The organism is Citrobacter sp. TBCS-15, assembly GCF_005280815.1.
GTDB lineage: Bacteria > Pseudomonadota > Gammaproteobacteria > Enterobacterales > Enterobacteriaceae > Citrobacter > Citrobacter werkmanii.
Map to the genome: position 1 here is coordinate 759,198 of NZ_SZWK01000292.1, position 26,224 is coordinate 785,421.

The following is a 26,224-nucleotide window of genomic DNA, read 5'->3' on the forward strand; positions in this document are numbered from 1 at the left end:
TTGATGACCTGGTGGCGGATATCGCCACCATCTTTCACTGGTCGCCGTCCATCACTGACGTTATGCCGCTGACAGAGGTGCTGGAGTGGCGGCACAAAGCGATTCAGAGAAGCGGGGCCAGCGATGAGTGACAATAGCCTGCGTCTGCAGGTGATTCTGAACGCGGTTGACAAGCTCACCCGCCCATTTCGATCCGCGCAGGCCAGCTCAAAAGAGCTGGCTGCTGCTGTCAAAAAATCCCGCGATGCAATAAAGCAGCTTGATCAGGCCGGGAGCAGTCTGGACAGCTTCCGAAAGCTACAGGCAGAAAATCAGAAACTGGGCGACCGGCTGAACTATGCCCGCCAGCGTGCAAATTTACTCAGTCATGAGCTGGGTGCGATGGGGCCGCCTTCTCAACGGCAGGTTGTTGCTTTGGGCCGTCAACAGCTGGCTGTTCAGCGTCTGGAAGAACGGCAGAAAAAGCTGCAGCAGCAGACTGCACTTGTGCGTGCAGAGCTTTATCGTGCCGGTATTTCAGCCAGTGATGGTGCCAGCGCGACGGCCCGCATTACCCGTGAAACAATGCGTTATAACAGGCAGCTTTCTGAACAGGAAGCAAGGCTACGACGTGTCGGGGAGCAACAGCGAAAAATGCACGCCGCCCGTGCGGCATACTCCAGGAGTCTTGAGGTAAGGGATCGCATTGCAGGAGCCGGGGCCACCACCACGGCAGCGGGGCTGGCAATGGGCGCGCCGGTTATGGCTGCAGTTAAGAGCTATGCCAGTATGGAAGATGCCATGAAAGGCGTAGCAAAGCAGGTAAACGGGCTTCGTGACGATAACGGCAACCGTACAAAACAGTTTTATGACATGCAGGATGCCATTAAGGCTGCCAGTGAGCAGCTGCCGATGGAGAATGGTGCTATAGACTATGCCGCGCTGGTTGAAGGCGGCGCGCGCATGGGCGTGACCAGCCAGGACGATCCTTACGAAGACCAGAAACGTGACCTGCTGGCCTTTGCATCCACGGCGGCAAAAGCAGCAACGGCCTTTGAGTTGCCCGCCGATGAGCTGGCGGAAGGGCTGGGGAAAATCGCGCAGCTCTATAAAGTGCCGACGCGTAATATTGAACAACTGGGCGATGCGCTGAACTACCTGGACGATAACGCCATGTCAAAGGGCGGGGACATTATTAACGTCCTGCAGCGTATGGGGGGCGTGGCTGACCGCCTTGACTTCCGAAAGGCTGCTGCGCTGGGTTCAACATTCCTTTCTCTTGGGGCTGCCCCGGAAATTGCCGCCAGTGCCTCTAATGCCATGGTGCGTGAACTGTCCATTGCCACCATGCAAAGTAAACGCTTCTTTGAAGGTATGAACCTGCTGAAACTCAATCCTGCGGAGATTGAAAAGCAGATGACCACCGATGCCATGGGCACCATTCAGCGGGTTCTGGAGAAGGTCAACAATCTGCCGCAGGATAAACGCCTGTCAGCCATGACAATGATTTTTGGTAAAGAGTTTGGCGATGATGCGGCAAAGCTGGCTAACAACCTGCCGGAGCTGCAGCGTCAGCTGAAACTCACATCAGGCAGTGGTGCTAATGGCTCCATGCAGAAAGAATCCGACATTAACAAGGATTCATTGTCTGCGCAGTGGTTGCTGGTTAAGACTGGCGCGCAGAACGCTTTCAGCAGTCTGGGGGAAACGTTGCGTCAGCCGTTGATGGATATTATGGGCATGGTTAAGGGCGTGACCGGGGCGCTGCGTCGCTGGGTGGAGCAGAACCCCGTGCTGGCTGGCACGCTGATGAAAGTGGCGGCGGCTACGGCGGCTGTCACTGTCGGGCTGGGTACACTTGCCGTGGCAGTGGCTGCTGTGCTGGGGCCGATTGCGGTGATTCGGTTTGGCCTGTCTGTGCTGGGTGTAAAAACATTACCTTCCGTTGCTGCAGCGGTAACACGTACTGGCGGTGCCCTGTCATGGCTGGCAGGTGCGCCACTTTCCCTGTTGCGTCGGGGTATGGCGTCATCCGGTGGTAGTGTCGGGTTGCTGAGTGCCCCGCTTAATTCCCTGCGTCGCTCAGTTGGAATAGCGGGTAATGCACTGAAAACGGTGGCAGGTGCTCCGCTTGCCGTGTTCCGTGTCGGTATGTCAGGTATCCGTAATGTTATCGGTATGGTGATGAACCCGCTGGCGGCGTTGCGGGGTGGGCTGACAGCTGTCGGTGGCGTATTGCGTTTTCTTGTTTCTGGTCCGCTGGCATTACTTCGCGGCGCGCTGTTTGGTCTTTCCGGTATGCTGGGTGCGCTGCTCAGTCCGATAGGGCTGGTTGTGGCTGCGCTGGCTGGTGTGGCGCTGGTTGTGTGGAAATACTGGCAGCCCATCAGTGCATTTCTGGGGGGCGTGGTGGAAGGGTTCAAAGCCGCTGCAGCGCCCATCAGCGCCGCCTTTGAGCCGCTCAGGCCCATGTTCCAGTGGATTGGTGACAGGGTGCAGGCCTTGTGGGGCTGGTTCAGTGATTTACTTACGCCGGTTAAATCCACTTCCGAAGAACTGAACAGCGCAGCTGCAATGGGGCGCCGGTTTGGTGAGGCGCTTGCGGAAGGTCTGAATATGGTGATGCACCCGCTGGAGTCACTTAAATCTGGTGTGTCGTGGCTGCTGGAAAAGCTCGGTATTGTGAGTAAGGAGGCGGCAAAGGCGAAACTGCCCGCGCAGGTTACGCAGCAGCAGTCCGCCACGGTGAACAGTGACGGCAAAGTGGTGCTGCCGCCAGGCGGGTTCCCGGCTTACGCAGGGATGTACGACACGGGCGGGATCATTCCACGCGGGCAGTTTGGCATTGTTGGAGAAAATGGCCCTGAAATTGTGAACGGACCGGCAAATGTCACCAGCAGGCGGCGTACTGCTGCGCTTGCCTCTGTCGTTGCTGGCGTGATGGGGGTAGCTGCGACACCTGCAGAAGTGGCTCCGCTTCATCCGTTCAGTCTGCCTGCGAGGGCATACCAGACGCAGCCTGTGAAGGCTGACAGCCCGCCGTCAGTTATTCGTTATGAGATAAATGCGCCCATTCATATCGTCGCGCAGCCGGGACAGAGTACGCAGGATATTGCCCGTGAAGTGGCACGCCAGCTTGACGAGCGGGAACGCAGGGCCAGGGCAAAAGCACGCAGCAATTTCAGCGATCAGGGGGGGTATGAATCATGATGATGGTGCTGGGTTTATATGTATTTATGTTGCGCACTGTCCCTTATCAGGAGTTGCAGTATCAGCGCAGCTGGCGACATGCCGCCAACAGCCGGGTGAACCGCCGCCCGTCAACGCAGTTTCTTGGCCCGGATAATGATTCACTGACACTGTCCGGGGTTCTGCTGCCGGAAGTGACCGGAGGCAGGCTGTCATTGCTGGCGCTGGAGTTGATGGCAGAGCAGGGCAAAGCCTGGCCTTTAATTGAAGGCAGCGGAACTATTTACGGCATGTTTGTTATTGAAAGTCTGAGCCAGACAAAGACGGAGTTTTTTGCCAGTGGAATGCCCAGGCGCATTGAGTTTACGATCACCCTCAAACGGGTTGATGAATCGCTGTCTGACATGTTCGGGAGCCTGAGTGACCAGCTCAGCAACCTGCAGGACTCTGCTGCCTCTGCGATTGGGGGGATTAAGAACACGGTAGGAGGATTGCTGCAGTGAACGTTAATTCTGATCTTCTGAATCTGAACAGCAAAAGCCCGGCTTTCAGTATCGTCATTGAAGGTAAGGACGTGACGACCGTGCTGGATACCCGCCTGATGAGTCTGACGCTGACGGATAACCGGGGCTTTGAAGCGGACCAGCTTGATCTGGAGCTGGACGACGCCGACGGGATGATCGCCCTGCCGCGACGTGGGGCAGTGATTCAGCTGGCGCTGGGCTGGAAAGGCCAGCCGCTTTTCCCTAAAGGGGCTTTTACTGTGGATGAAATTGAACACAGCGGTGCCCCTGACCGGCTGACCATCCGGGCGCGTAGCGCAGATTTCCGTGAAACCCTCAATACACGGCGCGAAAAATCATGGCATCAGACAACGGTGGGGGAGGTGGTAAAGGAAATCGCCGCCCGGCATAACCTCAAAGTGGCGCTGGGTAAAGACCTGACGGATAAGGCGCTGGATCATCTGGACCAGACCAATGAAAGCGATGCAAGTTTTCTGATGAAACTGGCGAGACAGTATGGGGCGATTGCTTCCGTTAAGGACGGGAATCTGCTGTTTATCCGGCAGGGACAGGGAAGAACGGCGAGCGGCAAGCCGCTGCCGGTTATCACCATCACGCGCAAAGCCGGTGACGGTCATCGGTTCACCCTTGCTGATCGTGGTGCCTATACCGGTGTTATTGCCAGCTGGTTGCATACGCGTGAACCCATGAAAAAAGAGACAACCAGTGTTAAGCATCGTCGAAAGAAAACCACCACACCCAAAGAGCCGGAAGCAAAACAGGGCGATTATCTGGTGGGAACGGATGAAAACGTGCTGGTTCTTAATCGTACCTACGCCACCCGGAGCAATGCAGAGCGCGCAGCAAAAATGCAGTGGGAACGCCTGCAGCGCGGGGTTGCTTCATTTTCCCTGCAGCTCGCTGAGGGGCGGGCTGATCTCTATACGGAAATGCCGGTGAAGGTGGCGGGGTTTAAGCAGCCGATCGATGATGCAGAATGGACCATTACCACCCTGACGCATTCTGTCAGCCCGGATAATGGATTTACGACCAGCATGGAGCTTGAAGTGAAAATAGATGAGTTCGCAATGGAATGATTAGTTCCAAATTGCGAACAATGATGTATCATTATTGCGAACTGGTTAATAATGAGGGCTGATTATTATGATGAATTGTCCTATGTGCGGGCAGGCTGCACATACCCGAAGCAGCTTCCAGGTTTCCAATGAGACCAAAGAACGCTACAACCAGTGCACTAACATCGAATGCGGGCATACTTTCGTGACGCATGAGACTTTTGTGCGCTCAGTATGCCGTCCTCAAAAAATCAGCGCAGCACCGCCTCATCCAAAAGGTATGCAGGAACAATTTGCTTACTAATACTGACCCGCCGCTGGCGGGTTTTGTACGTTTGGTGCCGCCATAACAAAAGCGCTGTCGCCATTTTGTCGCCACACATGAAAAAGAAGTTATCTAAGTGCTTGATTGGAAGGGCGCTGAATTTCAGACAACAAAAAACCCATCAACCTTGAACCAAAACGGCGGGGTTGATGGGCTCCACAAATTGGGGACATCAAAGAAAAGCAGTGGCAATAGTTATGACTGACACCTTGAAGAAAAGTTCTGCTGAACTGCAAAAAATTTTCGTTTAAGGGTGATTTTCAGTGCTAACCAAGGCCTGGCCAGACAATGACGATGAGTGTCCCCGCCAATGTCAGCAGAACGTTGGCAATGGCGTAGGTGCCAGCATAGCCTAATGCCGGGATGTTGCTGCGAGCCGTGTCGCTGATAATTTCCATTGCCGGAGCGCAGGTACGCGCGCCCATCATGGCGCCAAACAGCAGGGCGCGGTTCATGCGCAATACGTAAGCGCCAAACAAGAAACAAATAACAACCGGAACCAGGCTCACAACCAATCCGGCAATCAGCATTTGACCACCAACGGCGCCAAGGCCATTGCCAATGCCGCTACCTGCGCTCAAACCGACGCCTGCCATGAATACCATCAGACCAAACTCTTTCACCATGTTCAGCGCGCCCTGCGGGATATAGCCAAACGTTGGATGGTTGGCACGCAGGAAGCCGAGCATAATCCCGGCGAACAGTAATCCAGCCGCATTCCCAATACCGAAGCTGAAATTACTGAACTGGAAAGTGATCATCCCAATCATCAGACCAATGATAAAGAAGGCGCAGAAGGCCAGCAGATCGGTCACCTGACTGTGAATGGAAATGAAGCCGATACGATCTGCGATCGTTTTAACGCGACGAGCATCGCCGCTAACCTGCAACACGTCACCTTTATTGAGCACGACGTTGTCATCGATAGGCATTTCGATCTGGCTGCGGATCACGCGGTTGAGGAAACAGCCGTGGTCGGTCAGCTTCAACTGGGCCAGGCGACGGCCAACGGCATTGTGGTTTTTCACCACAATCTCTTCAGTGACAATACGCATATCGAGCAGATCGCGATCGAACACTTCTTTGCCGTTACGGAAACTGGGATCGAGGCGGGCATGCGCGTCTGGATAACCTACTAAGGCTATTTCGTCGCCCATTTGCAGCACTGCGTCACCGTCCGGGTTAGCCAGGATGCCGTTGCGGCGGATGCGTTCAATGTAGCAGCCGGTCTGACGATAAATACCCAGTTCGCGCAGATTCTTACCATCAGCCCATGCCACCAGCTCCGGGCCCACGCGGTACGCGCGGATCACCGGCAGATAAACCTTACGGTTGGCGTCAGTGTCCAGACCACGCTCACGCGCAATTTGTTGGGCGCTGGTTTGCAGGTCCTGATGTTGAAGTTTTGGCAGGTAGCGCGCACCGACAATCAGACTGACCAGTCCAATCAAATAGGTGAGGGCGTACCCCAGACTCAGGTTATCGAGGGCGGTGGAAAGCTGTGAGCCTGCCATTCCGGAATGGCGCAAGGTATCGCCTGCGCCGACCAGCACCGGCGTGGAGGTCATCGAACCGGCCAGCATACCCGCCGTCAGGCCGATGTCCCAGCCAAATAGCTTACCCAGCCCCAGGGCGATCAGCATTGCGCTACCGACCATCACCAGAGCAAGCATTAGATAATTTTTCCCATCGCGAAAAAAAATCGAAAAAAAGTTGGGGCCGGCTTCGACGCCGACACAAAAAATAAACAGCATAAAGCCGAGATTTAATGCATCGGTGTTAATACTAAAGTGCTGCTGACCTAATAATAGGGACACCACTAAAACGCCAATGGAATTACCGAGTTGGACTGAACCCAGGCGTAATTTACCCAGGCAGAGGCCCAGAGCCAGGACCACAAATAATAACAGGATGTAATTCCCATTTAACAAATCTGCGACGTTTATATTCACTGAGGCTAACTTCTTGTTTACTAGTAAGCTATTGAAAGAAATGGCAATTTACGCTAATGTTTTTGCCAGAAATTAAGGGGCGACAGCACTACACACAGCCCCGATTAATGCAGCATAACAATATATGCGGATAGTTTAATCTCATTACGTATCAACGGCTATAAGAATCGTGTGGGTGTGTTTTTGGCATGGAATGCCGAGTTACTTTATCTGACTGGACGCCTGTGGGCGAAAAGAGTGTTCGATAGAGAATGTGTCAGGAGGAACGATTGAAACATAAGCAAAGTTGGGCGGGGGCGATCTGCTGCTTTGTGCTCTTTATTGTGGTGTGTCTTTCATTAACGCTAAACGTGAAAGGGGCATTCAGAGCGGCAGGGCATCCAGAGGTCGGGTTGTTGTTTTTTATCTTGCCTGGTGCTGCAGCAAGTTTTTTCTCCCATCGGCGGGAGGTGCTCAGACCTCTTCTTGGTGCAATGTTGGCGGCACCGTGCTGTCTGTTACTGATGCGGTTCGTTTTTATGCCGACGCGTTCATTGTGGCAAGAGATGGCGTGGTTATTCAGTGCGGTGTTTTGGTGCGCGCTTGGCGCATTGTGTTTTTTGTTTATCAGTAGCTTATTCAATCAGCATCAACGACGGAAAAAGAACTGATGACGCCCTCCAGCGGAGGGCGTAGACACTGCTATCAGGCGAACAGATTCATATTCTCTTTTGCCCACGCCTCAAAATCCGTGCATCCGCCGATGTGTTTTTGATCAACAAAAATCTGCGGAACGGTTTCTACTGGCTTACCTACCGTCTTTTCCAGATCGGCTTTCGTAATACCTTCGGCATGGATGTCAATGTAGCGGAAGTTAAAATCGTCATGCTCATTGCTTAATTTTTCTGCTAATTCTTTTGCGCGCACGCAATACGGGCACCCTGGGCGACCAAAAATAACGGCAAACATCTCTCTCTCCTCGAACTTATCAGGCCGGATGGCGAATACTTATTATGATGCCGCGATTTGTGACGGATGGAAAGCAGGTTCGGCCTGTTGCTTTGATATCCTCAAGCTATAACTGTTAAACACGACGAGCCGGAACGTTTTATAATAAAAGCCATTTCGCCGGGAGGTCGCTTATGCGCACCATTGGTGTATTACCGAAAAGCGTATTGATGCTGGAAATAATGGGGATGGTTTTGTTATCGCTGGCGCTGCTGTCGCTTAATGATTACCTGACCTTACCCGCGCCGCTTAACAGCCCGTTAGCCTGCGTGGTGATGATATTTCTGGGCGTACTGCTGATGTTACCCGCCGCAGTGATGTTGATGTGGCGCATTGCTCAACTGCTGGCGCCGCAGCTCCTGTCGCGCGCTCCCGACGATTCTTCCCATTCAGACAGAGAAAAAAGATGACGCCAACCATTGATTTAATCCGCAGCCACCGTTCCATTCGCCATTTTACCGATGAAGCTATTTCTGACGCACAGCGAGAGGCAATCATTGCCGCCGCTCAGGGCACCTCAAGCTCCAGTTTTTTACAGTGCACAACGATTGTTCGGATAACCGATAAAACTCTGCGTGAATCGCTGGCTACCTTATCTGGCGGTCAAAAGCACGTGGCGCAGGCCGCTGAATTCTGGGTGTTTTGCGCTGACTTTAACCGTCATTTGCAGATTTGCCCTGACGCGCAGTTGGGGCTGGCAGAGCAACTGCTGCTGGGTGTGGTTGATACGGCGATGATGGCGCAAAATGCGCTGACGGCGGCAGAATCGCTGGGACTTGGCGGTGTGTATATTGGTGGGTTGCGTAACAATATTGAGTCGGTCACGGAATTATTGAAATTGCCGCAGCATGTTCTGCCGCTGTTTGGTTTGTGCCTTGGCTGGCCTGCGGATAACCCGGATATCAAGCCGCGCCTGCCTGCGTCGCTGGTTGTGCACGAAAACCAGTATCAGCCGCTCAATACAGACGTTTTGTCGCAGTATGACGAACAGCTTGCGCAGTACTATCTGACCCGCGGCAGCAATACGCGTCGTGACACCTGGAGCGATCACATTCGTCGAACCATCATTAAAGAAAGTCGTCCCTTTATCCTGGAATATTTGCATAAACAGGGATGGGCCACGCGCTAAAGATTTCAACCCAGTGTATGATACGCCTGCTTTTACCAGGTCATTGAGAGGTGCAGGGTGAAAATTGCCATTTTGTCCCGGGACGGAACGCTCTATTCTTGTAAGCGCCTGCGTGAAGCGGCGATGCAGCGCGGTCACCTGGTTGAAATTATCGATCCGCTTTCTTGCTATATGAACATCAGCCCGGCGGCGTCATCTATTCATTACAAGGGCCGCCAGCTTCCCCATTTTGACGCGGTGATCCCACGGATTGGTTCAGCGATTACCTTTTATGGTACGGCGGCGCTGCGTCAGTTTGAAATGTTGGGTAGCTATCCGTTAAATGAATCGGTAGCGATTACGCGCGCGCGCGATAAGCTGCGTTCGCTGCAGTTGCTGGCGCGTCAGGGGATTGATTTACCCATCACCGGGATTGCTCACTCCCCGGACGATACCAGCGACATGATTGATATGGTTGGCGGCGCGCCGCTGGTGGTGAAACTGGTTGAAGGCACACAGGGGATCGGCGTGGTGCTGGCGGAAACACGGCAGGCCGCGGAAAGTGTCGTGGATGCGTTTCGTGGGCTGAATGCTCATATTCTGGTTCAGGAATATATCAAAGAAGCGCAAGGGCGGGATATTCGCTGTTTCGTGGTGGGTGACGAGGTGGTGGCTGCCATTGAACGCCGTGCGAAAGAGGGCGATTTTCGTTCTAATCTCCATCGCGGCGGGGTTGCTACGATTGCGAATATCACGCCGCGCGAAAGAAAAATTGCGCTCAAAGCCGCTCAGACTATGGGGCTGGATGTTGCTGGTGTTGATATTCTGCGTGCAGAACGTGGGCCGTTGGTCATGGAGGTTAACGCTTCTCCGGGTCTGGAAGGGGTCGAGAAAACCACCGGGATAGACATTGCCGGCAAGATGATCCAGTGGATCGAGCGCCATGCTACGCCTGAATTTTGTCTTAAAATCGGCGGCTAAACACAATATCGATTGCGATCGTGGTATGACACGCTCTTTTTGCGTAAGCTGTGCCGGTATTTTTTTCATCATTAGAGGTCGCACATTATTATGACATCACTGGTCGTTCCCACTCTGGATACGTTGCGTCAATGGCTCGACGACCTGGGCATGAGTTTTTTTGAATGCGATACCTGTCAGGCGCTGCATTTACCTCATATGCAGAACTTTGACGGCATCTTTGATGCAAAAGTTGATTTGGTGGATAACGTCATCCTGTTTTCTGCGATGGCGGAAGTCAGACCTTCCGCACTGCTGCCCCTGGCCGCCGATTTGTCCGCGATTAATGCCAGTTCACTGACGGTAAAAGCATTTCTGGATATGCAGGATGATAATCTGCCAAAGCTGGTGGTTTGCCAGTCTTTATCCGTTACGCCGGGCGTAACGTTTGAGCAGTTTGAATGTTTTGTTCGCCAGAGCGAAGAGCAGATATCGATGGTGATCCTCGAAGCTGGGGCGCATCAGCTGTTATTTAACGCTGAAGAAGATACGCAAAACAGCAACGCTGAAGTCCATTTCCTCCATTAATTCCCCCTGAATCTGGACGCATTTTGCGCAGCCGCTACCAGAGCGGTTGCGTACGGCCTGTTTTTATTCTGTGTTTAACCTTTTATTAAAGAATTATTCACTTCCATTCTGCTCCTTCTGCTTTATGTCATAGACAATTCCTGCATAAAAAATTGATAAAAGACGTTTTTTAATCTGGGCTATATCCACAAAACCTGGCTAAAGTTATTCTTGCGAAGCATATAGACGTCAATTTTCTAACTGCCCCGTATGACCTGAGCTGTGGCTACAATACGTGGTGAATGAGTGGGCGCATATCTGCGGGCGATAGCGGCATCGGGAGAGGTCTCTCTTTTCATTGATGCCGCATGAAAGAATATGCACGTTTCTTGCATATCATTAGAGTGTGACATTTTTGTTCGTTTGTTAACGAACTTTCAGAAGGAAAGAGATTATGACCGCCTTAAATAAAAAATGGTTATCAGGCCTGGTTGTGGGTGCTCTGATGTCCATCTCTGCCGGCACGCTCGCTGCTGAACAAAAAACGCTGCATATTTATAACTGGTCTGATTATATTGCTCCGGATACGGTGGCTAACTTTGAAAAAGAGACCGGAATTAAAGTTATCTATGACGTATTTGATTCCAATGAAGTACTGGAAGGTAAGCTCATGGCGGGCAGCACCGGTTTTGACCTGGTTGTTCCTTCCGCCAGTTTCCTTGAACGTCAACTGACCGCAGGCGTCTTCCAGCCGCTTGATAAGAGCAAACTGCCGGGCTGGAAAAACCTCGATCCTGAGCTGCTGAAGCTGGTGGGTAAACACGATCCGGATAACAAGTTTGCGATGCCGTATATGTGGGCAACAACCGGCATTGGCTATAACGTGGACAAAGTGAAAGCGGTGCTGGGGCCAGATGCGCCGGTTGATAGCTGGGATTTGATCCTCAAACCGGAAAATCTGGAAAAACTCAAAAGTTGCGGTGTCTCTTTCCTTGATGCGCCTGAAGAGGTGTTTGCAACCGTACTGAACTATTTGGGTAAAGATCCAAACAGTACCAAAGCAGATGATTACACCGGACCGGCGACCGACCTGCTGTTGAAACTGCGTCCGAATATTCGCTACTTCCACTCTTCGCAATATATTAACGACCTGGCAAACGGTGATACCTGCGTAGCGATTGGCTGGGCGGGGGACGTATGGCAGGCGGCGAACCGTGCAAAAGAAGCGAAAAATGGCGTCAATATCTCTTTCTCAATTCCTAAAGAAGGGGCAATGGCGTTCTTTGACGTATTCGCGATGCCAGCCGATGCCAAAAACAAAGACGAAGCCTATCAGTTCCTCAACTACCTGCTGCGTCCTGATGTGATTGCGCATATTTCCGACCACGTGTTCTATGCCAATGCCAACAAAGAAGCGACGGCTCTGGTCAGTCAGGAAGTTCGTGATAACCCTGGCATCTACCCGCCTGCGGATGTGCGCGCCAAGCTGTTCACGCTGAAAGTACAGGATCCGAAGATCGACCGTGTCCGTACCCGAGCGTGGACGAAGGTAAAAAGCGGAAAATAACCTGATGTTTGGGACATGACCCGGCAGGATTGATGCCTGCCGGGCAGTGTTGATCCTAAACACACCTAACCCGGCAATACGCACCACCGTGGTGCGTTATTTGCACCGTTTCTTTGTTTTATGCCGGAGAGCACCTGAGTGAATGATGCAACCCCACGCCCACACGCGAAAATCCGCAAGGCGCTGACCCCGCTGCTTGAAATTCGCAACCTGACCAAGTCGTTTGACGGCCAACACGCCGTCGATGACGTCAACCTTACTATCTATAAAGGTGAAATATTTGCCCTGCTCGGCGCATCCGGCTGTGGCAAATCGACTCTGCTGCGCATGTTAGCGGGATTTGAACAGCCGACAACCGGGCAAATTATGCTTGATGGCGTCGATTTAGCGCACGTCCCGCCTTATCTGCGTCCGATCAATATGATGTTTCAATCCTATGCCCTGTTTCCGCACATGACGGTTGAGCAGAACATTGCCTTTGGCCTCAAGCAGGACAAGCTGCCAAAGGCTGAAATCGCCAGCCGGGTGATTGAGATGCTGGGCCTGGTGCATATGCAGGAGTTCGCCAAACGCAAACCGCACCAGCTTTCTGGCGGTCAGCGTCAGCGTGTGGCCCTGGCGCGTAGCCTGGCGAAACGGCCGAAGTTACTGCTGCTTGATGAACCCATGGGGGCGCTGGACAAAAAGCTGCGTGACCGCATGCAACTGGAAGTGGCGGATATCCTTGAACGCGTCGGCGTGACCTGCGTGATGGTAACGCACGATCAGGAAGAAGCCATGACGATGGCAGGGCGCATTGCGATCATGAACCGTGGCAAATTTGTGCAGATCGGCGAACCGGAAGAGATCTACGAGCATCCGACTACGCGCTATAGCGCCGAGTTTATCGGTTCGGTTAACGTCTTTGAAGGACTACTGAAAGAACGCCAGGAAGATGGTCTGATTATTGAGTCTCCTGGACTGGTGCATCCGCTGAAAGTAGATGCAGATGCGTCTATTGTCGATAACGTCCCGGTGTATGTTGCGCTGCGCCCGGAAAAAATCATGCTCTGTGAGGCTCCTCCGCCAGATGGTTATAACTTCGCGGTAGGCGAAGTGGTGCACATTGCCTATCTGGGCGATTTGTCGGTGTATCACGTACGTTTGAAAAGCGGCCAGATGCTGAGTGCTCAGCTACAAAATGAACATCGTTATCGCAAGGGATTACCCACCTGGGGTGACGAGGTCCGTTTGTGCTGGGATGCAGACAGTTGTGTGGTGTTGACGGTTTAAGGAGCGAAGATGAGTACACTTGAACCTCCGGCACGCGTGGATAAAGCAGGGCGATTCACGCTGTTTATGTCGCGGCTGCAAATGAAACACGGGCGCAAGCTGGTGATTGCGCTACCGTATGTGTGGCTGCTGCTCCTGTTTCTGCTGCCTTTTCTGATCGTCTTCAAAATCAGTTTGGCTGAAATGGCGCGCGCTATTCCACCCTATACCGACCTCGTTTCATGGGCTGACGATCAGCTATCCATCACGCTCAACTTAGCCAACTTCCTGCAGTTAACGGACGATCCGCTCTATTTTGATGCCTACCTGCAATCTTTGCAGGTGGCGGGGATTTCGACGATCTGTTGTCTGCTGTTGGGATATCCGCTGGCGTGGGCTGTCGCACACAGTAAACCCTCGACACGCAATATTCTGTTGTTGCTGGTGATCCTGCCGTCCTGGACGTCGTTTTTGATTCGCGTGTACGCCTGGATGGGGATCCTGAAAAATAACGGTGTACTGAATAACTTTCTGATGTGGCTGGGCGTTATCGATCAACCATTGACGATTCTGCACACCAATCTGGCGGTCTATATCGGGATTGTTTACGCCTATTTACCCTTTATGGTACTGCCGATTTACACCGCGTTGACGCGTATTGATTATTCGCTGGTAGAGGCGGCGCTGGATTTGGGTGCCCGACCGTTGAAAACCTTCTTTAGCGTGATTGTGCCATTGACCAAAGGCGGGATTATCGCCGGATCGATGTTGGTGTTTATCCCGGCTGTGGGTGAGTTTGTCATTCCGGAACTGCTGGGCGGCCCGGATAGCATCATGATTGGTCGCGTGCTGTGGCAGGAATTTTTCAATAACCGCGACTGGCCGGTGGCGTCTGCCGTTGCCATTATTATGCTGCTGTTACTGATTGTGCCAATCATGTGGTTCCACAAATATCAGCAAAAAAGCATGGGGGAACACGGATGAATAACTTACCGGTCGTTCGCTCGCCGTGGCGTATTTTTATCCTGGTGCTGGGCTTTACCTTCCTGTATGTGCCGATGCTGATGCTGGTTATCTATTCGTTTAACAGCTCGAAGCTGGTTACGGTCTGGGCGGGGTGGTCAACGCGTTGGTATGGTGAGCTTTTCCATGATACCGCGATGATAAGCGCTGTTGGCATGAGTTTAACGATTGCTGCGGGTGCAGCGACGATGGCGGTAATCCTCGGCACTATAGCCGCTGTGGTAATGGTGCGTTTTGGCCGTTTTCACGGATCGAATGGGTTTGCTTTTATGATTACCGCGCCGCTGGTTATGCCGGATGTCATTACCGGTTTGTCGCTGCTGCTGCTGTTTGTAGCTCTGGCGCACGCCATCGGCTGGCCTGCGGATCGCGGTATGTTGACCATCTGGCTGGCGCACGTCACCTTCTGTACGGCGTACGTGGCGGTGGTGATTTCCTCACGGTTGCGCGAACTGGATCACTCCATTGAGGAAGCGGCGATGGATCTTGGCGCTACGCCGCTGAAGGTCTTTTTCGTTATCACGCTGCCGATGATTATGCCTGCGGTGATCTCCGGCTGGTTACTGGCCTTCACGTTGTCGCTTGATGATCTGGTTATCGCCAGCTTTGTCTCTGGTCCTGGCGCCACAACATTACCGATGCTGGTGTTCTCCAGCGTACGTATGGGGGTTAACCCGGAGATCAACGCGCTGGCGACGCTGATTCTTGGCGTGGTAGGAATTATCGGATTTATCGCGTGGTATCTGATGGCGCGAACAGAAAAACAACGGATTCGCGATATCCAACGTGCAAGACGCGGCTGAAAAAACTAAAATCTGCCAACCTGTCTATACGGCGCAGCTGTGGTGGCTGCGCCGTTTTCATGGAAGACGACGCGTTGGGATTTTTTAAGAAATCATCCACATCACATGCTCGCTTAAACGTCCCTGCGTTGGTGCAGGTGGCGGCGCTGGCTATTATCATGATCCGCTGTCTCGATCTGTTGATGATTTTTAATACGCTAGGGTTGCGTGGCACCAGCGAATTTATTCATCGCAGCGTGCAGACCTGGAATTTGACGCTGGTGTTTCTGGGCAGCCTGGCGCTGCTGTTTATCGAAATCTACTGCGCATTTTCGCTGGTAAAAGGACGGAACTGGGCACGCTGGATCTATCTGTTGACCCAGATTACCGCCAGCGTTTATCTGTGGGCGGCCTCGTTGGGCTATGGTTATCCGGAACTGTTCAGCATTGCGGGAGAGTCCAGACGTGAGATCCTGCGTACGCTGGTGATGCAAAAGTTGCCGGATATGCTGGTGTTGCTGCTGCTGTTTGTGCCTGCGTCCAGCAGGCGGTTCTTCCGTTTGCAATAACGTTAATACCCTAAATAATTCGAGTTACAGGAAGGCGGCAAGAGAATGAATCCCCAGGAGCTTACATAAGTAAGTGACTGGGGTGAGTGAGCACAGCCAACGCACCTGTAACTTGAAGTATGACGGGTATATAATCTTCGCCCCCTGTTAATTTGTAGGTTTTTGTATGCAGTGCGCACTTTATGACGCCGAACGCTGTCGCTCCTGTCAGTGGATAACACAGCCTGTTGCCGATCAACTTCTCTCAAAAACAGCCGATCTGCAGAATCTGCTGGCTGATTATTCGGTCGGAGAATGGTGCGCACCGGTCAGCGGCCCGGAACGCGCTTTTCGCAACAAAGCCAAAATGGTGGTCAGCGGCAGCGTGGAAAAACCACTGCTTGGGATGCTGCATCGTGACGGTACGCCGGAGGATTTGTGTGATTGTCCGCTCTATCCTGCGTCTTTTGCGCCCGTATTTGCCGCGCTCAAACCGTTTATCGCCCGGGCGGGGTTAACGCCCTATAACGTGGCTCGTAAACGCGGAGAGCTGAAATATCTGCTGTTAACGGAAAGCCGATTTGATGGCGGTATGATGCTGCGCTTTGTCCTGCGTTCAGACGCCAAACTGGCGCAGTTGCGTGCAGCGCTACCGTGGTTGCAGGCACAATTGCCACAGTTAAAAGTGATCACTGTTAATATTCAACCGGTGCATATGGCGATTATGGAAGGGGAGACAGAAATCTTCCTGACAGAGCAGCAGGCGCTGGCGGAACGCTTTAACAATGTGCCGTTGTGGATACGCCCGCAGAGCTTTTTCCAGACCAACCCAGTGGTGGCGGGGCATTTATATGCCACCGCGCGCGACTGGGTGCGTCAGCTTCCGGTTACTCATATGTGGGATCTGTTTTGCGGCGTAGGGGGCTTTGGTCTGCATTGCGCCACGCTGCAGATGAAACTAACAGGTATTGAAATCGCGCCAGAGGCGATTAACTGTGCGAAACAGTCGGCGCAGGAGCTTGGGTTGCAGAATCTGCATTTTCAGGCGCTGGATTCGACTCAGTTTGCTACCGCCCAGGACGAAGTCCCCGATCTGGTGCTGGTAAACCCACCGCGTCGCGGGATTGGCAAACCGCTGTGCGATTTTCTTTCCCGCATGGCGCCACGTTTTATTGTCTATTCAAGCTGCAATGCGCAAACCATGGCGAAGGATATCCACGAGTTGCAAGGGTACCGCATTGAACGTGTCCAGCTTTTCGATATGTTCCCACACACCGCACATTATGAAGTATTAACGCTGCTCAGCCGACAATAACTGCTATGCCTGATGGCGCTTCGCTTATCAGGCCTACAGGCTGTTCGTCATTCATAGGGTGGATAAGGTGCTTGCACCGCATCCGGCAAATGTAATATGCGAAAAAAAAGCCCGTACTTGCGTACGAGCTCTTCTTAAGATATGGCGGTGAGGCGGGGATTGACTCGCTTCGCTCGCCCTGCGGGCAGCCTGTTCGCTGCGCTCTCAGTCTGTCCAACTGGCTGCGCCAGTAGTCGAACCCCGGTCCGGGCTTCTCATCCCCGCCAGGCTGTGAAATATGCGAAAAAAAAAGCCCGTACTTGCGTACGAGCTCTTCTTAAAATATGGCGGTGAGGCGGGGATTCGAACCCCGGATACGTTGCCGTATACACACTTTCCAGGCGTGCTCCTTCAGCCACTCGGACACCTCACCATATTGTATTGCTGCCTGACCGCTTGGGGGGCAACGGGGCGCTACTATAGGGAGTTGCGCTAAAACGGTCAAGCAGAATTTACGTGTTCACTGTTGTTTGGTTACACAGTGTACATATTCCTCCGCCCGAACCGGCGCGGAGGATATAATTAACGCTGAGAGTCCAGTTTTTCGCCGTTGGTCACAACTTCCTGGGCTTTGCTGTAGCTTTCGATCAGCAACTGATAAGCCGGGAAGACTTTGGTATACACTTCCGCCCACTCAGCGGCGTCTTCACGGTTCCATGTCCCCTGTATTTCAGAAGCGACTGCAGCGGTATCCATCGGCACGACACCAGCCTGAACCACGCGAGCCAGGGTGATTTCCTGCGCCATCTTGCTGTAGGTACCGGACGCGTCAATCACCGCGAAGACCTTGTAACCTTCAGCCACTGCGCTGATGGCCGGGAAAGCCATGCAGACACTGGTGATCGTACCGGCGATAATCAATGTCTTACGACCCGTTGCTTTTACCGCGTTCACGAAGTCTTCGTTATCCCAGGCGTTGATTTCACCTTTACGCGCTACGTATTGGGCATGCGGTGCATTGGCGTGGATCTCCGGGATCAACGGGCCGTTAGGTCCCTGCGGTACGGATGCCGTGGTAATCACCGGCATTTTCGCCAGGGTCGCCATTTTAGCCAGCGCAGCGGCACGTGCACGCAGTTCAGGCATTGGCATATCGCCGACGGTCTGGAAAAGCCCACTCTGATGATCGATAAGCAGCATGACGGAATCATTCACATCGATAACCGGACGTGAGCCATTAAAGTTTGCAGGACTGGACATATTCTTCTCCTTCGATTCAGATTTGGCCAAAACGGCCGGAGTTAAAATCGCGTACAGCTTCAGCGATTTCTTGTTTCGTGTTCATAACAAACGGACCGTAACCTACAATCGGCTCGTTCAACGGTTCGCCAGACAGCAGCAGCACGATGGCATCGCTGGTGGCTTCAATGTGCAGCGTTTTCCCCTGCTGGCTTAGCACCACCAGTTGCGCTTCGCTGGCTGGCGTGGTCCCGTTTACAGTGATATTGCCTTTCAATACCACCAGTGCGGTGCTCCATCCTTCCGGCTGAGACAACGTGAGCTGATGATTACGTTGTAGTCGCATATCCCAGACGTTCAGCGGCGAAAAGGTATGTGCAGGCCCTTTGGTTTCCTCGTAGCTACCCGCAATAACGCGAACGCTTCCTGTTTCATCAGGCAGAGCAACCGTGGGGATAACATCGCTGGTGATGCTCTGATAACCCGGCGCGGCCATTTTGTCTTTTGCCGGCAGGTTAACCCACAGCTGTACCATTTCCAGTTCGCCGCCCCGACGGGTAAATTCCGGTGAATGGAACTCTTCGTGTAATATTCCTGCACCTGCGGTCATCCACTGCACGTCGCCGGGACCGATAATGCCGCCGCGACCAGTTGAATCACGGTGTTCAACTTCGCCGCTGTAAACGATGGTCACCGTTTCAAAACCACGGTGAGGGTGTTCGCCGACGCCGCGCTTTTCGTTACCCGGTGTGAACGTATGCGGACCGGCGTAATCCAGCAGCAGGAATGGACTTAACTGCTCTGCATGAGACTGGTAAGAGAACATTGAGCGAACCGGAAATCCATCGCCAACCCAGTGTGGGCGAGGTGCGGTGTAGACGCCTGTTACTTGTTTCATTTGTGTCTCCTCAGTGGCGTTGTCTTGATGTGAATAAGCTTATATTCATGACAGCGAATTGAGTAGTCGCTAAAATGGTCTTCACTGTCTCATAAATAGGACAATAAAATGACAAAGCCGGATCTCAATGATTTTGCTTGGTTTGTACATGTTGTAGAGGAAGGTGGATTCGCAGCGGCGGGACGTGCGCTTGATGAACCGAAATCAAAACTGAGCCGACGTATTGCGCAACTTGAAGAGAGGTTGGGGGTTCGACTTATTCAGCGAACCACCCGGCAGTTTAACGTGACTGAAGTCGGACAAACATTTTACGAACACTGTAAGGCAATGCTGGTGGAAGCGCAGGCGGCGCAGGATGCTATTGCGGCTTTACAGGTTGAGCCGCGCGGCGTTGTAAAACTGACTTGTCCGGTCACGTTGTTGCATGTGCATATTGGGCCAATGCTCGCCCGATTTATGGCCCGTTATCCCGATGTTTCCGTGCAGCTTGAGGCGACGAACCGCCGCGTTGATGTGGTAGGCGAAGGCCTGGATGTGGCGATTCGCGTCAGACCTCGTCCATTTGAGGATAGCGACCTGGTGATGCGGGTACTTGCAGACAGGGGACACCGGTTATATGCCAGCCCGCGATTAATTGAACAAATGGGCGCGGTCAACTCTCCGGCGGATTTGACCCGTTGGCCGGGGCTGAGTCTGGCATCGGGTAAACATGTGCATCGCTGGGAGTTATTTGGCCCACAGGGCGCACGGGCGGAGGTGCATTTCACGCCGCGTATGATCACCACTGATATGCTGGCGTTACGTGAAGCTGCGGTTGCCGGTGTGGGGGTTGTACAACTGCCGCAACTGATGGTGAAAGAACAATTAGCGGCGGGTGAACTGGTGGCATTGCTCGACGGTTGGGAGCCTAAGCGGGAGATTATTCACGCAGTCTTTCCGTCTCGTCGGGGATTATTGCCCTCAGTACGCGCATTGGTGGATTTCTTAACAGAGGAATATGCGCGGATGATTGAGGATTAAATACCTGTCCTCAGCCTATAAAAAAGGCCGGTTAAACCGACCTTTTATTATCTGGACGCCATTCGGGCGTTAAAAACAATCAGCGACTACGGAAGACAATGCGGCCTTTGCTCAGGTCGTACGGGGTCAGCTCAACAGTCACTTTGTCGCCCGTCAGGATGCGGATATAGTTTTTACGCATTTTACCGGAGATGTGTGCAGTAACCACGTGACCGTTTTCTAACTCTACGCGGAACATGGTATTAGGTAACGTATCGAGAACGGTACCCTGCATTTCAATATTGTCTTCTTTGGCCATCTAATCCTCTGGGGTATCACTACCGTAATTTGAACCGGCAAGATAATGCCGAAGTTCTTTTAATAAGTAAAGATTTGTGCGTTTAAAACACAGCAAATCGGGTTTGGCGCATTACTCTAACCGCACACGGCAAAGCCGCACTTAAAGCGTAACGTGTAAGGGAACGAGGAGATAAACGATAGGCGTTGCCTGGCGCGAACTGTTCCTTAACGGCGGCGGGGTAATGGGCTAAACCAACTCTGCGGCACAATTATAACACCCCGACAAAAAATGTGCCGAAAACATTCACCCCTGAGGCGAAAATAACGTCCTTGGTATCCAGAAATGGCTCGGTAGCCGCTGCTGACGCAGTATGCTCAGCTGCTCAAGGTACTCCCGCCGCGGGGTTTCGATGGCGCCCAGGGATGCTGTGTGGCTATTTAATACCTGGCAGTCGATTAATTTTCCGCCCTGACGGATAAATTCCGTGCAAAAAACAAGTAGTGCAGTCTTGGACGCATTTTCCTGACGACTGAACATTGATTCGCCACAAAACAGCGTACCTTGCGCCACGCCGTACATGCCGCCGACTAATTCATTTTGTCGCCATACTTCAATTGAATGCGCATGTCCCAGTTCGTGCAGACGATGGTAAGCGTCCACGACATCGTGTGTGATCCAGGTACCTTCTTCCCGATCGTTCGCACAGCCTTCAATCACCTGACCGAACGCGTAGTTGAGCGTCACACGATAAGGCGAATTTTTATGAAAGCGTTTCATGCTGCGACTGAGGTGAAAGTTCTCAGGCCAAAGAATGGCGCGCGGATCGGGTGACCACCACAGAATAGGGTCGCCGGGAGAAAACCACGGGAAAATACCGCGCTGGTAGGCCATCAACAGGCGGGCAGGGCTAAGATCGCCACCCAGCGCCAGTAGACCGTTAGGCTCGCGTAGAGCGCCTTCCGGTGATGGGAAGGCTATAGAATGGCGGGACAGTTGCACCAGGCGCATGACAGCGAAACTCCACTACGCGAGTTTGATCGTTCAATAATAGCTTACAGACGTTGCTTAAACTGGTAATAACGCCCCTGCCTGGCTAACAGATCTGCGTGATTACCTTGCTCAATAATTTGTCCGTTGTCCATCACTATTATTTGATCAAAACGCGACAATCCGCGCAGACGATGGGTGACCATCAGCACGGTTTTATCCCGCATCACATCGCTAATTAATTCAAGCATTTGGCTTTCCGTTGTGGCATCAAGCCCTTCGGTAGGCTCGTCCAGCAGCATCAGCGGAGCATCGTGCAACAAGGCGCGGGCGATAGCCAGACGACGGAGTTCGCCGCCAGAAAGCTGACGACCACCTTCACCCAACCAGGCATTGAGTCCATCGCCATCAAGCAGTTTGTCCAGACCGACGCGGCACAGGATCGCGGATAATGCTTCATCGCTGGCGTGCGGTGCTGCCAGCAGCAGGTTATCGCGAAGCGTAGCGCTGAACAGATGTACGCGCTGTGGCACGACGCTGATGATTTGACGCAGCGTGGCTTCATTCAGGGCTGAAAGCGGTCGATCGTTAATCAGGATTTCTCCACTCTGCGGATCCCATGCGCGGGTCAGCAATTGCAGCAATGTTGATTTTCCGCAGCCGGTGCGACCCAAAATAGCGATGTGCTCACCGGGTTTTGCCAGCAAGGAAAGGGTATCGAGTGCTTTTTGCGTCTGCCCCGGATAGCTGAATGAAACCTCACGCAGGGTATGGGTGAGCTGCTCAGAAACCGGAGATTCGGTATCCGGGAAGGTGACTTCTGGCTGCTGTTCGGTTAGTTCGGTGATGCGTAATGCAGAGGCAATAACCTGGCCGAGATGCTGAAACGCGCCGGTGACAGGCGCTAATGCCTCAAACGCAGCCAGCGCACAGAAGACGAACAGCGCAATTAGCGCGCCTGGCTGAGTGTTGCCGCCCACGCCGCCTGAGGCCATCCATAACATCATAATCACCGCCAGCGCGCCGATTAACAGCATGATAGCCTGCGACAGTGCCGTTAATTCGGACTGACGTCGCTGCGCTTCATGCCACTGCAATTCGGTGGCTTCCATTTGAGCGCGGTAGCGTTCGCTGGCGCCGAAGATGGTCAATTCAGCCTGGCCCTGCAGCCAGGAGGTTAACTGCTGACGATATTTCCCACGCAGATGCGTCAGGCTTTGCCCGGTACTTTTGCCTGCCTGATAAAAGAGGGGGGGCAGAATGAATAAGGTCAGCAGCATAATGCCGCCGAGGGTGACCGCCAGCGTGAAATCAAGAACGCTCAGTCCCAGCGTGACCACCATGATGACAACAAACGCGCCCACCAGCGGAGACAGAACGCGTAAATAAAGGTGATCGAGCGTGTCGACATCAGCCACGACGCGGTTAAGTAATTCACCTTGTCCATAGCGGGACAGGCCAGCAGGGGAGAGCGGTAGCAGCTTGCTAAAGGTATAAATACGCAGGTGTTGCAGCACGCGGAACGTGGCGTCGTGGCTGACCAAACGCTCGAAATAACGGCCTGCGGTTCGGGTGATTGCCGCACCACGTACGCCCGCTGCGGGGAGCATATAGTTAAAACTGTAAATTCCGGTGACGCCCACCACCGCAGAAGCAGACAGGAACCAACCTGAGAGCGTCAGCAAGCCAATACTTGCCAGCAGCGTAACGATCGCCAGAACGATGCCCAGCGTTAACATCCATTTGTGACGTTTGTACAGCGTCAGATAGGGTAGCAAAGCGCGCATTTAGATATCCTCCTGACGATGAGCCAGTAGTGTCGCAAAAGCTCCGTTGGCAGCGCTAAGTTCATCCCAGCTACCTTGTTCAACGATCTGACCGTCCTGCATGACCCAGATAGCGTCCCAGTCGGCAAGATCTTCAAGCTGGTGTGTCACCATCAGCGTGGTCTGGCGGCGCGATGCTGCGTTCAATGCCTGCATCACTCGTTGTTCACTATGAGCATCAAGGCTGGCTGCGGGTTCGTCCAGCAGAAGCAACTGACACGGATTAAGTAAGGCGCGCGCCACGGCCACGCGCTGCGCTTGACCAACAGAAAGTCGGGCCGCCTGATCGCCGACTGGCGTATCTACGCCCTGCGGCAACAGCGGTAAAAACTCGCTCACCCAGGCACTATCGAGTGCGGCCTGAAGCTGTTCTTCACTGGCATCGGGCCGTGCCAGCAGTACGTTATCGCGTAATGTGGCGGCAGGGAGCTGCGGGTTTTGCCCAACCCAGGACAGCTGTTTGCGCCAGGAATCAGGCGACAGGTCGCGTAGTTCAAAACCGTTAATCCGCAGCGACCCCTGATAAGAAAGAAAGCCGGACAGAACATTCAGCAACGAACTTTTTCCGGAGCCGCTACGCCCCACCACCACCGTACGTTGACCTGCTGCCAGGGTAAAGTTGAGCGGCCCCGCAAGCACTTTGCCTTCCGGCGAGGTGATGACCAGATCTTGCGCCTCAATTGAAACGGCATCTTTCGTCGCCAGCTCAATCTCACCACGCTCAGGGTGCGCTAGCGGGGTTTCCATAAAGGTTTTCAGACTGTCTGCAGCTCCAACGGCTTGTGCTTTGGCGTGATAAAACGTCCCAAGATCGCGCAGGGGTTGGAAAAACTCCGGTGCCAGAATGAGCGCCAGGAAACCAGACGCCAGCGTGACGCCCATGCCGTAGTGACCGAAGTCGAGCTCGCCGAGGTAGGAAAAACCGAAGTAAACCGCAACCAGCGCAATAGACAGCGACGTAAAGAACTCAAGGACGCCAGATGACAGGAATGCCAGGCGCAGGACTTCCATGGTGCGCTGGCGGAAATCCTGTGATGCCGCGCGAATACTTTCTGTTTCGGCTTCACCGCGACCAAATATTCTCAGCGTTTCCATACCCCGAAGGCGATCGAGGAAATGACCGCTGAGGCGGGCAAGCGCCTGAAAGTTGCGGCGGTTAGCGTCGGCTGCGCCCATACCGACCATCGCCATAAACAACGGGATCAGCGGGGCGGTTCCGAACAGAATAAGAGCGGCTACCCAGTTTGACGGAAACACGGCCGCCACAATCAACAGGGGAACGCATACGGCCAGCGCCATTTGCGGCAAATAACGCGCATAGTAATCATGCATATCGTCAATCTGCTCGAGGATCAGCGTAGCCCAGCTCCCGGCTGGTTTACCCTGTATCCAGGCCGGACCCGCCTGTTGCAGGCGATCCAGAACCTGGCGACGAATCTCAAAGCGAATATGTTGCCCGGCGTGAAACCCGACGCGTTCGCGTAACCAGACAACCCATGCGCGCAGGATGAAAACCAAAATCAGCACGATGAAAGGGAGCAGAAGCGCCTCTCGGGGGATGTTGCCCATGATCATATGGTCCAGAATTCGGGCCATGAGCCAGGCCTGAGCGACAATTAACAGGCCGCTCACGAATCCCAGCAGGCGTGAAATATTCAGCCATCGTTGGGAAATTACACTTTGCTGTTTTAACCAGCGGGTCAGCTCTTTTTGACGGGTTTTATTCATTGCACGCTTAGCAGGTGAGTTATTGGAATTTTTGGGCAGGACAATGTTACAACGAGGCAAAAATAAAGGCGACTTATAGTCGCCTTTTTTACTTTTGTTACTGATTTGTAAAACTTATTTGCAAGCGTCTGCCAGACCGTCGAGATAACGTTCTGCGTCAAGCGCAGCCATACAACCTGTGCCCGCAGAAGTGATCGCCTGGCGATAAATATGGTCCATCACGTCACCGGCTGCGAAGACGCCTGGAATGCTGGTTTGCGTCGCATTGCCGTGAATACCGGACTGAACTTTAATGTAGCCGTTTTCCAGTTCGAGCTGACCGTCGAAAATGGCGGTATTCGGGCTGTGACCGATGGCGACAAACAATCCCGCAACGTCTAGTGATTCGACGTTGTCAGCATTTTGCGTATCGCGCAGGCGCAGTCCGGTTACGCCCATTTGATCGCCAGTCACTTCTTCCAGCGTACGGTGCGTATGCAGCACGATGTTGCCGTTTTCCACTTTATCCATCAAACGCTTGATAAGAATTTTCTCAGCACGGAAGCTGTCGCGACGGTGAATCAAATGTACTTCAGACGCGATATTCGCCAGATACAACGCTTCTTCAACAGCGGTATTACCGCCGCCGATCACCGCAACTTTTTGGTTACGGTAGAAGAAACCGTCGCAGGTGGCACAAGCGGAAACGCCGCGGCCTTTAAATGCTTCCTCTGAAGGTAAGCCCAGGTAACGTGCTGACGCGCCGGTGGCGATGATCAATGCGTCGCAGGTGTATTCACCGCTGTCGCCGGTCAGACGGAAAGGGCGGTTTTGCAAATCAACTTTGCTGATGTGATCAAAAATGATTTCTGTCTCAAATTTGGTCGCATGTTCGTGCATACGCTCCATCAGCAGCGGGCCAGTAAGATCGTGCGGATCGCCAGGCCAGTTTTCCACTTCTGTTGTTGTGGTCAGCTGACCACCTTTTTCCATACCGGTAATCAGTACCGGTTGCAGGTTAGCGCGTGCAGCGTAGACCGCAGCGGTATATCCCGCAGGGCCTGAGCCCAGAATAAGAAGTTTACTGTGTTTGGTTGCGCCCATGAGATCCCCATAGTTGTTGGCAGGCAATGAGCAGGATTGTAGGGAATTTACA

The 26,224-nt window shown here is 53.2% G+C and carries 26 protein-coding genes, 1 tRNA gene, 1 other RNA gene and 1 pseudogene; 17 read left to right on the forward strand and 12 right to left on the reverse strand.

The window, feature by feature from the left end; translation table 11 throughout:
* Nucleotides 1-11: 11 nt before the first annotated feature.
* From FDW96_RS21325 to FDW96_RS21345, 5 genes are all read left to right on the forward strand, one after another.
* On the forward strand, nt 12-131 hold the full coding sequence (locus tag FDW96_RS21325; RefSeq protein WP_001397628.1) for a GpE family phage tail protein: 120 nt from the start codon (nt 12-14) through the stop codon (nt 129-131).
* Nucleotides 124-3,189, forward strand: coding sequence for a phage tail tape measure protein (locus tag FDW96_RS21330; RefSeq protein WP_137366270.1), 3,066 nt, complete (start codon nt 124-126; stop codon nt 3,187-3,189). The genes FDW96_RS21325 and FDW96_RS21330 overlap by 8 nt, the downstream gene beginning before the upstream one ends.
* Nucleotides 3,186-3,671: a phage tail protein gene (locus FDW96_RS21335; protein ID WP_000980407.1), complete on the forward strand. Its 486-nt coding sequence runs from the start codon at nt 3,186-3,188 to the stop codon at nt 3,669-3,671. The genes FDW96_RS21330 and FDW96_RS21335 overlap by 4 nt, the downstream gene beginning before the upstream one ends.
* The gene (locus FDW96_RS21340) at nt 3,668-4,768 is read left to right on the forward strand and encodes a phage late control D family protein (RefSeq protein WP_137366271.1); all 1,101 of its coding nucleotides are present in this window, start codon (nt 3,668-3,670) and stop codon (nt 4,766-4,768) included. The genes FDW96_RS21335 and FDW96_RS21340 overlap by 4 nt, the downstream gene beginning before the upstream one ends.
* Before the next feature lie 67 nt (nt 4,769-4,835).
* The gene (locus FDW96_RS21345) at nt 4,836-5,051 is read left to right on the forward strand and encodes an ogr/Delta-like zinc finger family protein (RefSeq protein ID WP_058842448.1); all 216 of its coding nucleotides are present in this window, start codon (nt 4,836-4,838) and stop codon (nt 5,049-5,051) included.
* A 287-nt stretch (nt 5,052-5,338) separates the two neighbouring features.
* Here FDW96_RS21345 and FDW96_RS21350 read toward each other — a convergent pair whose 3' ends face one another.
* Nucleotides 5,339-7,024: an aspartate:alanine antiporter gene (locus FDW96_RS21350; protein ID WP_042309524.1), complete on the reverse strand. Its 1,686-nt coding sequence runs from the start codon at nt 7,022-7,024 to the stop codon at nt 5,339-5,341.
* Between the two features lie 269 nt (nt 7,025-7,293).
* Between FDW96_RS21350 and FDW96_RS21355 the strand changes: the two genes are divergently transcribed.
* Nucleotides 7,294-7,674 (forward strand): inner membrane protein YbjM, encoded by a 381-nt coding sequence (locus FDW96_RS21355; protein ID WP_137366272.1) that lies wholly within the window; start codon nt 7,294-7,296, stop codon nt 7,672-7,674.
* 34 nt (nt 7,675-7,708) lie between these two features.
* Here the strand turns inward: FDW96_RS21355 and FDW96_RS21360 are convergent, their stop codons facing one another.
* Nucleotides 7,709-7,972: a GrxA family glutaredoxin gene (locus tag FDW96_RS21360; protein WP_016152408.1), complete on the reverse strand. Its 264-nt coding sequence runs from the start codon at nt 7,970-7,972 to the stop codon at nt 7,709-7,711.
* Nucleotides 7,973-8,145: 173 nt separating this feature from the next.
* Here FDW96_RS21360 and FDW96_RS21365 point away from each other — a divergent pair, with 173 nt between their 5' ends.
* The 10 genes from FDW96_RS21365 (at nt 8,146) to rlmC (ending at nt 17,132) form a co-directional block, all read left to right on the forward strand.
* Complete coding sequence (locus FDW96_RS21365) at nt 8,146-8,421, forward strand: DUF1418 family protein (protein WP_137366273.1); 276 nt, start codon at nt 8,146-8,148, stop codon at nt 8,419-8,421.
* Nucleotides 8,418-9,140, forward strand: coding sequence for a nitroreductase NfsA (nfsA, locus tag FDW96_RS21370; protein ID WP_042309520.1), 723 nt, complete (start codon nt 8,418-8,420; stop codon nt 9,138-9,140). Before FDW96_RS21365 ends, nfsA begins: the two co-directional genes overlap by 4 nt.
* Before the next feature lie 57 nt (nt 9,141-9,197).
* On the forward strand, nt 9,198-10,100 hold the full coding sequence (gene rimK, locus FDW96_RS21375) for a 30S ribosomal protein S6--L-glutamate ligase (protein WP_038639233.1): 903 nt from the start codon (nt 9,198-9,200) through the stop codon (nt 10,098-10,100).
* Between the two features lie 90 nt (nt 10,101-10,190).
* Nucleotides 10,191-10,667, forward strand: coding sequence for a YbjN domain-containing protein (locus FDW96_RS21380; RefSeq protein ID WP_042309517.1), 477 nt, complete (start codon nt 10,191-10,193; stop codon nt 10,665-10,667).
* A 433-nt stretch (nt 10,668-11,100) separates the two neighbouring features.
* Nucleotides 11,101-12,213: a spermidine/putrescine ABC transporter substrate-binding protein PotF gene (gene potF, locus FDW96_RS21385; protein ID WP_042309515.1), complete on the forward strand. Its 1,113-nt coding sequence runs from the start codon at nt 11,101-11,103 to the stop codon at nt 12,211-12,213.
* A 138-nt stretch (nt 12,214-12,351) separates the two neighbouring features.
* Nucleotides 12,352-13,485: a putrescine ABC transporter ATP-binding subunit PotG gene (potG, locus tag FDW96_RS21390; RefSeq protein WP_137366274.1), complete on the forward strand. Its 1,134-nt coding sequence runs from the start codon at nt 12,352-12,354 to the stop codon at nt 13,483-13,485.
* Nucleotides 13,486-13,494: 9 nt separating this feature from the next.
* A complete protein-coding gene (gene potH / locus FDW96_RS21395; RefSeq protein WP_137349289.1) occupies nt 13,495-14,448 on the forward strand; it encodes a putrescine ABC transporter permease PotH in 954 nt (317 codons plus the stop codon).
* On the forward strand, nt 14,445-15,290 hold the full coding sequence (potI, locus tag FDW96_RS21400) for a putrescine ABC transporter permease PotI (protein WP_137366275.1): 846 nt from the start codon (nt 14,445-14,447) through the stop codon (nt 15,288-15,290). The genes potH and potI overlap by 4 nt, the downstream gene beginning before the upstream one ends.
* 59 nt (nt 15,291-15,349) lie before the next feature.
* The gene (locus FDW96_RS21405; protein WP_137366276.1) at nt 15,350-15,838 is read left to right on the forward strand and encodes a YbjO family protein; all 489 of its coding nucleotides are present in this window, start codon (nt 15,350-15,352) and stop codon (nt 15,836-15,838) included.
* A 166-nt stretch (nt 15,839-16,004) separates the two neighbouring features.
* Complete coding sequence (gene rlmC / locus FDW96_RS21410) at nt 16,005-17,132, forward strand: 23S rRNA (uracil(747)-C(5))-methyltransferase RlmC (RefSeq protein WP_137366277.1); 1,128 nt, start codon at nt 16,005-16,007, stop codon at nt 17,130-17,132.
* 142 nt (nt 17,133-17,274) lie between these two features.
* Here rlmC and FDW96_RS21415 read toward each other — a convergent pair.
* From FDW96_RS21415 to FDW96_RS21430, 4 genes are all read right to left on the reverse strand, one after another.
* Nucleotides 17,275-17,411, reverse strand: a non-coding RNA gene (locus tag FDW96_RS21415) — RtT sRNA.
* Between the two features lie 45 nt (nt 17,412-17,456).
* Nucleotides 17,457-17,544: transfer RNA gene (locus FDW96_RS21420), tRNA-Ser, on the reverse strand.
* Nucleotides 17,545-17,693: 149 nt separating this feature from the next.
* Nucleotides 17,694-18,371, reverse strand: coding sequence for an isochorismatase family protein (locus FDW96_RS21425; RefSeq protein WP_042309503.1), 678 nt, complete (start codon nt 18,369-18,371; stop codon nt 17,694-17,696).
* Between the two features lie 16 nt (nt 18,372-18,387).
* On the reverse strand, nt 18,388-19,248 hold the full coding sequence (locus FDW96_RS21430; RefSeq protein ID WP_042309501.1) for a pirin family protein: 861 nt from the start codon (nt 19,246-19,248) through the stop codon (nt 18,388-18,390).
* 108 nt (nt 19,249-19,356) lie between these two features.
* Between FDW96_RS21430 and FDW96_RS21435 the strand changes: the two genes are divergently transcribed.
* A complete protein-coding gene (locus FDW96_RS21435; protein WP_137366278.1) occupies nt 19,357-20,268 on the forward strand; it encodes a LysR family transcriptional regulator in 912 nt (303 codons plus the stop codon).
* Between the two features lie 79 nt (nt 20,269-20,347).
* Here FDW96_RS21435 and infA read toward each other — a convergent pair whose 3' ends face one another.
* The 6 genes and pseudogenes from infA to trxB all read right to left on the reverse strand — a co-directional run bounded on the left by infA (nt 20,348) and on the right by trxB (nt 26,172).
* Nucleotides 20,348-20,566: a translation initiation factor IF-1 gene (infA, locus tag FDW96_RS21440; protein WP_002211347.1), complete on the reverse strand. Its 219-nt coding sequence runs from the start codon at nt 20,564-20,566 to the stop codon at nt 20,348-20,350.
* A pseudogene (locus tag FDW96_RS21445) lies at nt 20,494-20,851 on the reverse strand (hypothetical protein). The gene infA and the pseudogene FDW96_RS21445 overlap by 73 nt, the downstream one beginning before the upstream one ends.
* Nucleotides 20,852-21,556 (reverse strand): leucyl/phenylalanyl-tRNA--protein transferase, encoded by a 705-nt coding sequence (gene aat, locus FDW96_RS21450; protein ID WP_042309498.1) that lies wholly within the window; start codon nt 21,554-21,556, stop codon nt 20,852-20,854. It lies immediately after the preceding pseudogene.
* 44 nt (nt 21,557-21,600) lie between these two features.
* The gene (cydC, locus tag FDW96_RS21455; RefSeq protein WP_137366279.1) at nt 21,601-23,322 is read right to left on the reverse strand and encodes a cysteine/glutathione ABC transporter ATP-binding protein/permease CydC; all 1,722 of its coding nucleotides are present in this window, start codon (nt 23,320-23,322) and stop codon (nt 21,601-21,603) included.
* A complete protein-coding gene (cydD, locus tag FDW96_RS21460; protein ID WP_137366280.1) occupies nt 23,323-25,089 on the reverse strand; it encodes a cysteine/glutathione ABC transporter permease/ATP-binding protein CydD in 1,767 nt (588 codons plus the stop codon).
* Nucleotides 25,090-25,203: 114 nt separating this feature from the next.
* On the reverse strand, nt 25,204-26,172 hold the full coding sequence (gene trxB, locus FDW96_RS21465; RefSeq protein ID WP_137349293.1) for a thioredoxin-disulfide reductase: 969 nt from the start codon (nt 26,170-26,172) through the stop codon (nt 25,204-25,206).
* Nucleotides 26,173-26,224 lie beyond the last annotated feature (52 nt).